The organism is Methylocapsa sp. S129, from assembly GCF_009765995.1.
Lineage (GTDB): Bacteria > Pseudomonadota > Alphaproteobacteria > Rhizobiales > Beijerinckiaceae > Roseiarcus.
In genome coordinates this window covers 145,091-156,570 of record NZ_LMUI01000059.1, presented here as the reverse complement: position 1 = coordinate 156,570, position 11,480 = coordinate 145,091, and the positions used below count along the sequence as shown (strand labels likewise).

The 11,480-nt window shown below is 63.2% G+C and carries 12 protein-coding genes; 6 read left to right on the top strand and 6 right to left on the bottom strand.

Annotated elements, in window-relative coordinates; translation table 11 throughout:
* Window positions 1-174 precede the first annotated feature (174 nt).
* A complete protein-coding gene (locus GSQ90_RS29285; protein ID WP_158818523.1) occupies window positions 175-1,065 on the bottom strand; it encodes a LysR family transcriptional regulator in 891 nt (296 codons plus the stop codon).
* 103 nt (window positions 1,066-1,168) lie between these two features.
* Between GSQ90_RS29285 and GSQ90_RS29280 the strand changes: the two genes are divergently transcribed.
* From GSQ90_RS29280 to GSQ90_RS29270, 3 genes are all read left to right on the top strand, one after another.
* On the top strand, window positions 1,169-1,963 hold the full coding sequence (locus GSQ90_RS29280) for an SDR family NAD(P)-dependent oxidoreductase (RefSeq protein ID WP_158818522.1): 795 nt from the start codon (window positions 1,169-1,171) through the stop codon (window positions 1,961-1,963).
* Window positions 1,964-2,614: 651 nt separating this feature from the next.
* Entirely contained in the window at window positions 2,615-2,899 is a 285-nt protein-coding gene (locus GSQ90_RS29275; RefSeq protein WP_158818521.1) for a hypothetical protein, read from the top strand.
* Window positions 2,900-2,906: 7 nt separating this feature from the next.
* Window positions 2,907-3,050: a hypothetical protein gene (locus GSQ90_RS29270; protein ID WP_158818520.1), complete on the top strand. Its 144-nt coding sequence runs from the start codon at window positions 2,907-2,909 to the stop codon at window positions 3,048-3,050.
* An 84-nt stretch (window positions 3,051-3,134) separates the two neighbouring features.
* Here the strand turns inward: GSQ90_RS29270 and GSQ90_RS29265 are convergent, their stop codons facing one another.
* Window positions 3,135-4,139: a helix-turn-helix domain-containing protein gene (locus GSQ90_RS29265; RefSeq protein ID WP_158818519.1), complete on the bottom strand. Its 1,005-nt coding sequence runs from the start codon at window positions 4,137-4,139 to the stop codon at window positions 3,135-3,137.
* A gap of 274 nt (window positions 4,140-4,413) precedes the next feature.
* Between GSQ90_RS29265 and GSQ90_RS29260 the strand changes: the two genes are divergently transcribed.
* The 3 genes from GSQ90_RS29260 to GSQ90_RS29250 all read left to right on the top strand — a co-directional run bounded on the left by GSQ90_RS29260 (window position 4,414) and on the right by GSQ90_RS29250 (window position 6,957).
* Complete coding sequence (locus tag GSQ90_RS29260) at window positions 4,414-5,403, top strand: AraC family transcriptional regulator (RefSeq protein ID WP_158818518.1); 990 nt, start codon at window positions 4,414-4,416, stop codon at window positions 5,401-5,403.
* A gap of 74 nt (window positions 5,404-5,477) precedes the next feature.
* Entirely contained in the window at window positions 5,478-6,446 is a 969-nt protein-coding gene (locus GSQ90_RS32600; protein WP_158818517.1) for a helix-turn-helix domain-containing protein, read from the top strand.
* Window positions 6,447-6,468: 22 nt separating this feature from the next.
* A complete protein-coding gene (locus GSQ90_RS29250; RefSeq protein ID WP_158818516.1) occupies window positions 6,469-6,957 on the top strand; it encodes a hypothetical protein in 489 nt (162 codons plus the stop codon).
* Between the two features lie 22 nt (window positions 6,958-6,979).
* Here GSQ90_RS29250 and GSQ90_RS29245 read toward each other — a convergent pair whose 3' ends face one another.
* The 4 genes from GSQ90_RS29245 to GSQ90_RS29230 all read right to left on the bottom strand — a co-directional run.
* On the bottom strand, window positions 6,980-7,756 hold the full coding sequence (locus GSQ90_RS29245; RefSeq protein WP_158818515.1) for a DUF2259 domain-containing protein: 777 nt from the start codon (window positions 7,754-7,756) through the stop codon (window positions 6,980-6,982).
* 106 nt (window positions 7,757-7,862) lie between these two features.
* Window positions 7,863-8,159, bottom strand: a complete 297-nt coding sequence (locus tag GSQ90_RS29240) for a hypothetical protein (RefSeq protein ID WP_158818514.1) — start codon at window positions 8,157-8,159, stop codon at window positions 7,863-7,865.
* Window positions 8,160-8,257: 98 nt separating this feature from the next.
* Window positions 8,258-10,117 (bottom strand): CHASE3 domain-containing protein, encoded by a 1,860-nt coding sequence (locus tag GSQ90_RS29235; protein WP_158818513.1) that lies wholly within the window; start codon window positions 10,115-10,117, stop codon window positions 8,258-8,260.
* Between the two features lie 200 nt (window positions 10,118-10,317).
* A partial coding sequence (locus GSQ90_RS29230; RefSeq protein ID WP_158818743.1) for an alpha-hydroxy-acid oxidizing protein occupies window positions 10,318-11,480 on the bottom strand: 1,163 nt, incomplete at its 5' end.

The window sequence follows — 11,480 nt, the reverse complement described above, 5'->3', positions numbered from 1 at the left end:
TCGCTTCAACGACAACCATTTTGGCACGGCTCTCAATCGAGCCAGATGCCGGTGCGGGCGCCGTCCACACCATCACCGTAATTCGTAATTCGGCCAAAGCCGAAGGCGGAGTTGGTGCCGGACCGCGAAAAGACGAAAATAATAAGGTAATGACGGGCATCACCGAATATTTGTCTAAATTCGCCGCGCGATGGCCTCCGCGAAGAAATCGGTCACTTGGCGGACGCGGGCCGGAACGAACCGGCGTTTGGGCCAGACGAGGCTAATATCTCTGACATCGCTCATAAAATCCTCAAGGATAGTGATGACGTCGGGATGGCGGAGTTCATCAGCAAGGGAAACCTTGGCGAACAGCCCAATTCCAACACCGGCCAGAACCGCGGCCCGGATCGTTTCGACGCTGTTAGACCGGAGGTTCCCCCGAACCGGCACGCTGAATCGACCTTCTCGCCCCACGAACGGCCAATTCGCCGCCTCTGTCAGGCCGCCGTACAAAAGGCAATTGTGCTCAACGAGCTCCGCAGGAGTCTTTGGGATCCCGCGGCGCTCGAAATAAGGACCGGCTCCGACGCAGACGAGCGGGGTGATCGCCACGCGCCTGACAACCGCGTCGGGTTCATCGACAGGCCCCACGCGTATCGCCAGATCGATCCGATCTTCCACCATATCTCGCACGGTGTCCGAGAGAACGAGATCCACCTGAAGGCCGGGATTAAGCGACAACAAGTCGGGGATCAACGGCAGAATATGTAGCCGGCCAAAGGTGGAAGCCGCGCCGATCCTGATGAGGCCCGAAACGGTCTGCGTGCTGCTCGTCAGTTCGCTGTCGGCATCGTCCATCTCGTCAACGAGCGGCTTTGTCCGGTCATAGTATCTCTGTCCCTGATCCGTCAGGGTCACGCTGCGGGTGCTTCGGTTGAAGAGCGCCACACCGAGGCGCTTCTCGAGGGCGGCGATTGCCTTGCTGACGGCGGGCTGCGACTCGCCGGTTCGACGCGCGGCGGCGGAAAAGCCGCCTGATTCGACAACCGCGATAAAGGCGCCCAATTCGTGAAACCGATCCATACTATTCTCCTGAAGCATCAATCTTATGGAGATAAGCGTTATTATAATCGGTTTTCACATGACCTAAATGAGGCGCCCACCAACGCTTGAAAGGAAGTGCGTCATGAATATCGATCTTACTGGCCGCAAGGCGGTCGTTACCGGGTCCACGGCAGGTATCGGCCGAGCCATTGCCGAAGGGCTGGCGCGCACCGGCGCCTCGGTCGTCATCAACGGCCGCCGCGAGGACAGGGTCGCCGCAACGCTTCGCGAGCTGCGCGCGCTTTTCCCAAAAGGCGAGTTCATCGGCGTCGTCGCTGATCTTGCAACCCCGGAAGGCGCGGCGGACTTGTTCGCGCGGGCGCCGGATGCGGACATTCTCGTCAACAATGTGGGAACCGGGCGCGCGAAGCCCTTCTTCGAAATTGGCGACAGCGAGTGGATCGATCTCTTCGAGCTGAACGTCATGAGCGGCATTCGCGCCTCCCGTCACTATGTGCCGAACATGATGAAGCGCGGCTGGGGTCGCGTCGTCTTCATCAGTAGCGAGTCCGCGCTCGCAATCCCCGTGGACTTGATCGACTACGCCATGACCAAGACCGCTCAGCTCGCCATTTCGAGAGGCTTGGCCGAAGTGGTCGGCGGAACGGGCGTCACCGTCAATTCGGTGCTCCCTGGTCCGACAAATTCGGAGATCATGGGCGGTTGGATGAAGGCGTCCGCGGAGGCGCAAGGCATTACGCAAGAGGAAGCCGAACAGCAGTTCCTCAAAACAACGCGCCCGACAACGCTCATCAAGCGCTTCGCGACAACCGAAGAAGTCGCAAACCTGGTCGTCTATGTCTGCTCGGAGCAGGCGTCGGCGACAACAGGCGCTTCCTTGCGTGTCGACGGCGGTGTCGTTCGCACAATCGCATAAGGCAACCCGCCTTTGGCGCGCTTGAGCGACTCCGAGAAGGAATTACGGTGAATTACGGTGATCTAGCCTTGGTCGCTCCAATCGAGCGAGCCCATGGGCCGAGGCGGAGCAGACAAATAGGTAAATCCGCATTTGTATAAATTACGGGAGGTAAATCGGCTCAGGCAGCCCGGCTTATCGGCCGCGAAAACTTCAGGTCGGCCTCGCTCTTTCCGGGGTTTGTTTGAGGCTTCGACGCTCGCCCGCCAACAAAATGGGCCCCGGCGCATTCAAGCGGCAGCGGGGCCCTGTTTCGACATTTCGAAACGTTCTGTGATGTGAGCAGATGCTAAAAGCGAAATTGCCCGCGCCTACCATCGCGCGCACAACCGCCTGATTCATTCTCAATTTTCGGAAGCTCCGCGCCAACCCGTCATTTCGGGCTTTCGCGAGGCCGTGACTTCGACGCGGTCGAAGTCAATCAAGCTGCCAAGGTGGAGTCATAGCGCCTCCAAAATCCGACGGCGAGGCCGTCTCTGGCGGGTCGTTCGGGCCCGTTGCTCGCGCTTGCCAATTTCGCGAGGACGCCTTCAGGGTTTGCGCTTTTTCGCTCCTTGTCAAATCAACTTCTTGCCTCGGTCCTAAACTGAGAAAGGGGGCGAGTTGGCAAGCGTGATCGTCGCCGCTACTCTGATCGCTCTTGACCTCACGCTGGGAAGCACGATGACGCGCACTTTCACCAAGATCGGCATTTTCGGCGCCGCCTTATCGCTGCTGTTGGCGGGCTGCGCGTCCGCGCCTGTCGTGTCGGGCCGGGTCACCTATGCGCGCTGCGCGCTCGATTCTCACACAGAGGCGTTTCCGCGCAACCCGCATCCCAGAAGAGCGTACGGCTGCCGGTCCAACCAGGCCGGCTTCCTGAGCCGCGACGAGAGAGAGCGCATGAGGCCGCTGTGAGCCGATCATGCTTGAGCCAAAGAAGCGCCGGCGCCCTCAGTCCCGTGACGAAGAGCGGCGCGGCCGCACGACCACCATCGTCCTCAGCGGGATCATCCTGCTCCTCGTCTGCGCGATCCTGGTCGTCCTGGCGCTGCGCGGGAATAGCTGAGGACGTGCGCTTAGCGTCGTCTTGCCCTGACCAGACGCAGGGTGGAGGAGGGCGCTGTTTCGACATGACGAATCAACCTCTGCCCTAATAGCTCAATCCTGGCGCGCCGGCGACCGGGGCCATCGGCAGCAGAGGCGCATCTTCGGCGAGGAAAACCTCGCGCAATGTTTTCATATAGCGCGCGGTCCGCGCGTCGCATTCGATCTCGCTGCGGCTGAGGGACGGTTCGGGGGCGACACGCAACGTGTGCTCCAACACGCCGTCCGGGTGCTGGACGCCGACCGGCGCCGAAATGGCGGCGAGGATTTCGGGCGCGATCAGCGATTTGAAATCATGGCCGGCGACGGCGGTCCTGACGCGCTGCAGGACGCGGTCGAGCACGGCTAGATCGGGACAGCCGTCGCCGGGCGGCAGGTCGGCGATGCGCTGCATCACGATCGTCGTGGACGAGGGCGCGTTGAGGCGATGAGAGCCGGCGACGGTTAGCATGAGTCCATCCATCCGCACCGCCCGGCCGCCGACGACGCCGATCAGAATGGCGAAGTAGAGGCTGTTGATCACATCGAGATCGTCGCCGATCAGATAGACCTGCGAGCGCAGCACATAGGCCGGGCCGCCATGGCCGAAGGAAACGCCGAACTGCTTGAAGCACAAAGCATCGCCCTCCCGCCACAGAACGTAGAGATCGCAGATCAACCGCCCGCCCATATTCAAGCCATGCCGGAAGCCGAGATAGACGCCGAGGCAGTTCCGGCCCTCCCGCTCTATCGTCGCGGCGCTTTCCGCCAGAGAGCGCGCAAGAAAATTCCCCGGATGCGGCGGCGCAGGCGGAAATGGGCCGCCGAGGCTGAGGACGAAGGCCTCCATCGGCATATGCCACGAGGTAAGATTGAAGCTGGAAAACTTGCGCGCCAGAATTCGGGTGACGCTTGCGAGATTATGCTCCGAGGGCGCGACGACGCCGCGCGCCCAGCGACCCACCGCGGATTTGTCGACGCCCGCTTCCGCGGCAAGCCGTCCCTTGCTCATATTGGCGCGTTTCAGCGCGAAATCCAGCTTGGCGGAAAGATCGGTCGGCGGCCGGTTCATCGATGCTCCGAAAGTGCAGCCTCGCAACGCCTCACCGGCTGCTTCCCCAGGCAGGTTAACATAAAATGCAACGGTTGCACGGGGGTTGCGCTGCGCGCTGCATCGCTTTGCGTTTTCTTGCAACTTATCAAGCGTCTCTGGCCACGCAATAATGGCGCCGCTGAGGATGGCGGTAGGACGGGTTCCGGCCGTCGTGGCGCGGCCCTTCCACCGCCTGTGTCGAGCGCGTCGGCGTTGGATTGTTGGTCGCCGGACGGGGAACTTGAGCTGAAAGATGGACATTCTGCGACTCGCCAGCGCCGATTTGCCGTCTGCGCAACGCCTGGAAGTATTCCGCGAGCTCTTCGGCCGCGATATTCTGAAGATCCAATTGGATCCGGAGCCAGACGCCCCCTTCGAAGCGGACATGACGTTGCAATCCCTGCCGGGCCTGGGCATTGGCGCCGTCTCGTTCACGCCGCTGCGCGCCAGCCTGACCGGAGAGCTGATCGACAATGATGATTTCGTCTTCGTCATCATGCGGGCGGGTACGGGCACCGCCCGCCAATATGGACGAGAAGAAACGATAAGGGGCGGCGAGGCGATCGTCACGGCCAACGAGGCGCCCGCAACTTTCACCCAGCATTCGCGAACGCAGACGATCAACCTTCGGTTCGAACGCAAGAGGCTCGCCCCGCTGCTCGCCGACGCCGGCGCCAGTGCGCTTCGGCCGATGGCGAAGGACAATCCGGCGTTGCGGCTGCTGACGTCGTACATCGGCGCCATCGGCGAGGATCTGCCGCGATCGGCCCCGGATCTGCAGCGCGTCGCGGTCGACCATATTCATGATCTCGCGGTTCTCGCGCTCGGCGCCACGCGGGACGCGGCGGAAATCGCCAAGGGGCGCGGCGTGCGCGTCGCCCGTCTTCACGCGATCAAGGCGGATGTCACGGCCAATCTCACCGCGAAATGGCTGTCGGTCGACGCTCTGGCGGCGCGTCACCGCATATCGACGCGCTACATCCGCGCGCTGTTCCAGGGAGAGGAGACCACTTTCGCCGATTTTGTCGCGAACCAGCGGCTGACGCGCGCGCATCGATTGCTTGTCGATTCTCGCCGCGGCGTCCGCTCGATCAGCACCATCGCTTTCGACGCTGGCTTTGACGATCTGTCCTATTTCAACCGCCGCTTTCGCCGGCGCTACGGCGCGACGCCGTCGGATGTGCGGATGGCGGCGCGTCGCGAAAACAGGGCGGAAGACAATATTGCAATTTCCAGCCCGTAAGAGAACGATAGCCGGTTTGCCGGCCCGGCGTCGGCCCGCCGAAGAGCTGCCTCATTGAGGAAGAACCGGATTCGATGAGGTCTGTGCAAATATCGACGGACGCCTTTCCCGAGCGCTCGCGCCTGGCGCTGTGGCGCGAAGTCTATGGGCGCAACATCACCTATGCCGATGTCGAACCGCTCGATGACCGTCCCTTCCGCGCGTCGGCGACGTTCCACGAATTGCCCGGACTGGGCGTCGCCATCGATACGCGCTCGGACGCGCGCTATGTCTTTGGCAAGCAAGCCGTCGACAAAACCCGGGATCAGTTAGCGCTGGCGCTGACGACCAGAGGCGTCGGACATATCGTGCAATTGGGGCGCGAAGTGACAAGCGAACCCGGCGGCGCCGTCCTGGTCTCGGGGGCCGATCCGATCTCGGCGAGTTTGCGTGGCGACGGAATCTGCATCACGCTCGCCTTTCCGCGCGCCGCCTTGCAGGCTTTGGTTCCCGATCTTGACGTCGCGCTGGTGCGCCCGATTCACGAAAGCAACGGGGCGCTGCGTCTGCTGATCGATTATCTCGGCGTCCTGAACGATCACGAAGGCGCGATGGGTCCGGCTTTGGCGCACGCTTTCGCGACGCATGTTCTCGATCTGACGGCGCTGGCCGTCGGCGCCCAAGGGGAGGCGCGCGAAATCGCCGCCGCGCGGGGCGCAAAAACGGCGCGGCGAAGAGCGATCTTCGAGGCGATCGACGCCAGCGCCCGCGCGCCGGATGCGTCCGCGGGCGCGATCGCCGGCAAGCTCGGCATTTCTGAACGCTACCTGCGTCTCATCCTTGAAGAGACGGGAAGCACTTTCTCCGAACTCCTGCTTGAGCGCCGTCTTGCGCTCGCCTGGAGGCGGCTCACCGACCCGCAGGCCAACCATCAAACGATCAGCGAAATCGCCTATTCCGCCGGTTTCTCGGATATTTCCTATTTCAACCGCAGTTTCCGCCGCCGCTTTGGCGACACGCCGTCGGGCGTGCGCGGGAGCGGACGCGGCGCCCCGTCTCGATGACATCCAAAATGGGGAGTGACCATTGAGCGTCCATTTGCCAATCGTCGCGCTGGAGCTGCGCGTCGCGGGCTGGGTGCTCGGCGCGCCCTCCTTGCTTTCGACATTATACCTGACTTTCGGCGCCTTCGTTCTGCGCCCGGGGCCTGATGTCGACGCTTCGCATAGTCTCGACATCAAGACCTATGGTCTTGTCGGCCTGCTCGAAAACAGCGTACGCGGCGTCGTAAAGTCGCTGGAGTTTCTGGCTGGCGCGGCGGCCTGGGTCATCGCGGCGCTGGCGATCGTTTCTGCGGCGATTCTCCTGATCGCCATGATTCTATATTTCGCCGGGCGCGGCGTCCAGCATCATGCGACATGGGCGAGGATCGTCGCCATCCTGATATTTCTGGGATTGTTGACCATCGCGCTCGGCGCGCTGTCGGTCTTGCCTCGCGCTTGGTTTCCCGTCGATTGGCTGCTGATCGCGGCTTCGCTCCACGCGTTCTGGGTGCTGGTCTGGAGATTCAATTAGGCGCGCCGCCTGATCGCGCCTCTCATGGCGCGGGAAGCGCGATCGCGACCGGAATGAAATTGCGGGAAGCGCCCTCGCCGCCGGAAGTGAAGGTCTCGACAACCGCGGCGATCACCGGCGTTTGGCCTTTTCGCGGCAGCAGATAGGCTTCCGCGATCGCATATTTATAGAAGGCGCCGCGGTCCGCCGCGTGCGGGTCGGCGACATTCTTGGTGAGGGCGACGCGCTTGCCGTCGGGCTTGACGAGGGTGAGGACGAAGGTCGGCGATTTGTCGCTCGAAGGTTCGCCTTTATCGGTGGGCGCGGGCTTTTCATAGTCGAGAACGAGTTGCGCCTTGCCGCCGATTTCCGGCGCCTGAATGGCGAGCGTCGCCTTGGCGGCTGTTTCGACCGGCCAGACATTGAGATAGTAGAAGAGCTCGCCGGACCTGCTCGACGGATCGGCGCCAATGAGCCGACCGGGCGCACCGATCTTGTCGTAGCCAAGCGTCGGAGCCGCCGCCTGCGCCGCCAAGCGGCGCAACGGGGCGAGCAGATCTTCGCCGCCGCCGTCTATCGTCGCGTTGACGGATTCGTCGAGAATCTCATTCGTCGCGGTGTCGACGATGGTGATGAACGAGTGGATGACGCCTCCGCCCATGCCAGGATCCGAGGCGCCGAATTCTTCGAGGGCGAACTTGCCGCCGTCGGGCGAGAAGCCGATCACGCGCCGCGCGGCGGCTTCGCCCGCCGATGCGCCCGAGGCGCCGGCGGCGAGGGCGGCGATCAACGACAGGATGCGTATCGCTGCGGGCGGCATGGCGGTCGTTCCTCAAATCATCGCGTAGCGCCGAGCAGGCGTCGATGGCTTGATCGATATTACGGTCTTGGCGCGCGGTTAACAGGAAAAACGCCCTGGAGCGGCGCTACTTCGGTTGAGCGTCCGGCGCGCCAGGCGGCGGGATCACCGGCATCGTTCCTGTCGCGGGCGCGGGTTTCTGCATTTTCGGATCGACCGCGCCCTCGGGATGGATGACGCCGTTGCTGTTGTTCAGCTTGTCGCTGAGACTGCCGCCGCGTTTGGACAGATCGGTATTGGGGGCGTCGGCGCCGGGCGCTACTTTTTCCGGAATCGCGCTGGTCGATGGCGCGGCCGGTTGCGCCGCCGCCGCATTGCAGAGGGCGGTTCCGATGGCTGCAAGAACCAGAAGTTTCCGATGCATCGCATTGGCCTCCATATTGGCCCCTTGCATCGGAAATGTGCGCGGCGAGGGAAGGTTCCCGGATCGGCGCCGCGCGGGCGGCGGCCCGAATGCTTGGTCTAGCCGTCAAGCGCCGCGCGAAGCTTGGCCGCCAGTTGCTGGACGGTGAACGGCTTGCCAAGGATCTGAACGCCGGCGTCGAGGACGCCTCCATGCACGACCGCGTTGCGCGTATAGCCGGTCATGAACAGCACTTTGAGGTCCGGCTGGCGGCGGGTCGCCTCATCCGCCAGTTTTTTGCCATTGACTTCCGGCATGACGATATCCGTCAGCAGCAGCGTGATTGGCTGGTCGGCGAGAAGGGCGAGCGCGCCGGCGGCGCCGTCGCTTTCAAAGACGGCATAGCCAAGATCGCGTATCGCCTCCACGGTCATGCGCCGCATGGACGCATCATCCTCGACGACAAGAATTCGCTCGCCGACGCTTCCAACCGGCGCCTCCTGTGCGAGGGGTTTCTTGACCTCGCCGGCCTCGCCGACCCGCCGCGGCAGATAGATCTTGACGGTGGTTCCGGCGTCGACTTCCGAATAGATTTTGATGTGGCCTTTCGATTGTTTGACGAATCCATAGACCTGACTCAGACCGAGGCCCGTTCCCACCCCGACCGGCTTGGTCGTGAAAAAGGGATCGAAGGCGCGCGCGGCCACCTCGGCTTTCATGCCCTCGCCTGTGTCGGTCACCGCGACCATCACATATTGCCCTGGCTCGATATTACCCTCCTCATGGCAATAGGCTTCATCGAGATAGGCGTTCGCCGTTTCGATAGTGAGTTTTCCGCCGTCCGGCATGGCGTCGCGCGCATTGATCGCGATGTTGAGAACGGCGCTTTCAAGCTGGTGCAGGTCCGCCTGCGTCGTCCATAGACCGCCCGCCGTCACGGTCTCGATGCGGATCTGCTCGCCGAGCGTCGAGCGCAGCAGATCGGACATGGCGCCGATCATCTTGTTGGCGTCGATCGCTTCAGGCGACAACGGTTGCTGGCGCGCGAACGCCAGCAACCGGTGCGTCAAGGCGGCGGCGCGGTGGGTCGCCTTGAGCGCCGATTCCGCGAAGCGTTCGATAGCGAAGTCGCCCTTCTGTATTCGTCTCAGCATCAAATCCAGGCTGCCGGTGACAACGCCGAGCATATTGTTGAAGTCATGCGCGATGCCGCCGGTGAGCTGTCCGATCGCCTCCATCTTTTGCGCTTGCCTGAGCTGGCTCTCGACGTCTTCGCGCCGGCTGATTTGTTCCAGCAGCGCGTGGTTGGAGACGAGGAGGCGATCATGCGACGCCGCGATCTCGGCGAAAGAGCGGCGCGTCAGGACGCTCGTCAGCGCGCCCACCGCGCAGAGCGCCAGAAAAGCGACCGCCGCGCCAAGCCGCACCAGGAGCGCAAAGGTCTCGGAGTTGTTTTGACGAGATTCCAGGCTCCGACTTTCCTCGCTCACGATATCGGCGGCGAGCGCGCGGATTTCGTCCATCAAACGCGAGCCCGAGTCATTGTTCACGATCGCGAGGGCGTCATCGGACTTGCCTGCCTTGCGCTCGTCGATGACGCGCTGCAATTCGCGGAGCTTATCCTCGGCCGCCTGGCGCAAATGTTCAACCTTCGGGCGCTGCCGGGGATCGTCCGCGACAAGCGCGGCCATCTGGTCGAGCGCGCCGGGGAGCGTCGCCGCCGGATCCGCGAAGGGAGAGAGGTAGGCGTCGCGGCCCGTAAGCAAATAGCCGCGTTGGCTGCTCTCGAGGCGTTGGACAAGAAGCAAGACCTGGTTGGTTTGATCGCGGATTGCGAGCGTGTGGCGCACTTGCTGGTCTTCGGTTTGCGCCCGGGAGGCCAGCCAGAATGTGGCGACCATCAGAAGGGCCGCCAAGACGATGGCGACGATGAGGCTCAAGTAAAGGGAGGCGAGCGGTCTCGGCGTTGCCGGCGGCACGGCGCGCTCCGTTTCAACAGGCGCTTCTCCATGCATAGCGAGCCATTCCCTCCCAGCGGATGGTTTCGAAAAGAACTTGATCGGTTGGCGACCATAGAGATCGCCGGTCGTTCCAGAAACCCCAAGCTCCAATATCGAGGAATTTTATATTGCGGCTACATTGGGCGAGGAAGCCAGATCAACTGCGCCGGCTTGCATTGTCAACCATGCCGGTCGGTCGTCGTTCGCATTAGCGCAGACGGTCCGAGGTCGGCGAGGCTCGGATAGCCGTCGACCGCCATCAGCAGGTCGGCTTCCGCCAGCAGGCAGCGCAGCACATGAACGACGCCGTCGACGCCATCGAGCGCGAGGCCATAGGCATAGGGGCGGCCGATGCCGACCGCCCTCGCGCCAAGCGCCAGCGCCTTGATGACATCGGTTCCCGAGCGTATTCCCGAATCGAACAGCACGGGCGTCGCGCCCGCCGCGCTGACGACGCCGGGCAGCATGTCGATGGCGGCGAGGCCGCCATTGGCCTGGCGGCCGCCGTGATTGGAGCAATAGATGGCGTCGGCGCCGCCGTCGATCGCGCGGCGCGCGTCGTCGGGATGGCAGATGCCTTTCAGGATCAGCGGCAGCTTGGTGAGCGAACGCAGCCAGGGGAGGTCGGCCCAGGTCAGCGGCTTGCCGAATATGCCGGCCCATTGCATCACCGCCGCCGCGCCGTCCTCCTCCGGCGGCTTCTTGAGCGAAGCGCGGAAGTGCGGATCGGAGAAATAATTCGCGAGGCAATGGCCGCGCAATTGCGGGAAATTGGAATCGTTGAGATCGCGCGGCCGCCAGCCTGTGACCCAGGTGTCGAGCGTCACCACAATGCCTTTGAAGCCGGCCGCTTCGGCGCGATGGACGAGGCTTTCGGCGACCGCGACGTCCCTCGGCGTATAGAGCTGAAAGAAGCCAGGCGCGGCGCCAAATTCCTTGGCGACGGCCTCCAGCGGGTCGACCGACAAGGTCGAGGCGACCATCGGCACGCCGGTGCGCGCGGCGGCGCGCGCGGTCGCGATATCGCCGCGCCCGTCCTGCGCGCAAAGCCCGATCACGCCGATCGGGCTCATGAACAGCGGCGTCGGCAATTTCATTCCGAACAGGTCGATCGACAGATCGCGCTGCGACGCGTCGACCATCATGCGCGGCATGAGGCCCCAGCCGCGAAAGGCGGCGACGTTGAACTCCTGCGTGTGTTCGTCGCCGCAGCCGCCCTGGACATAGGAGACTATGCTGGGCGGCAGCGACGCGCAGGCCCTTGCCTCCAGCGATTTGAAATCGACAGGAAGCTTCGGTCTGACGCCGCGCAGCCCGTTGATGTAAATCTCGTTCTGATAGT

What these genes read in the sequence shown, in the direction of transcription:
- GSQ90_RS29285 (WP_158818523.1), bottom strand. Translation starts at nt 1,065, where the DNA reads ATGGATCGGTTTCACGAATTGGGCGCCTTTATCGCGGTTGTCGAATCA.
- GSQ90_RS29280 (WP_158818522.1), top strand. Translation starts at nt 1,169, where the DNA reads ATGAATATCGATCTTACTGGCCGCAAGGCGGTCGTTACCGGGTCCACG.
- GSQ90_RS29270 (WP_158818520.1), top strand. Translation starts at nt 2,907, where the DNA reads ATGCTTGAGCCAAAGAAGCGCCGGCGCCCTCAGTCCCGTGACGAAGAG.
- GSQ90_RS29265 (WP_158818519.1), bottom strand. Translation starts at nt 4,139, where the DNA reads ATGAACCGGCCGCCGACCGATCTTTCCGCCAAGCTGGATTTCGCGCTG.
- GSQ90_RS29260 (WP_158818518.1), top strand. Translation starts at nt 4,414, where the DNA reads ATGGACATTCTGCGACTCGCCAGCGCCGATTTGCCGTCTGCGCAACGC.
- GSQ90_RS32600 (WP_158818517.1), top strand. Translation starts at nt 5,478, where the DNA reads ATGAGGTCTGTGCAAATATCGACGGACGCCTTTCCCGAGCGCTCGCGC.
- GSQ90_RS29245 (WP_158818515.1), bottom strand. Translation starts at nt 7,756, where the DNA reads ATGCCGCCCGCAGCGATACGCATCCTGTCGTTGATCGCCGCCCTCGCC.
- GSQ90_RS29240 (WP_158818514.1), bottom strand. Translation starts at nt 8,159, where the DNA reads ATGCATCGGAAACTTCTGGTTCTTGCAGCCATCGGAACCGCCCTCTGC.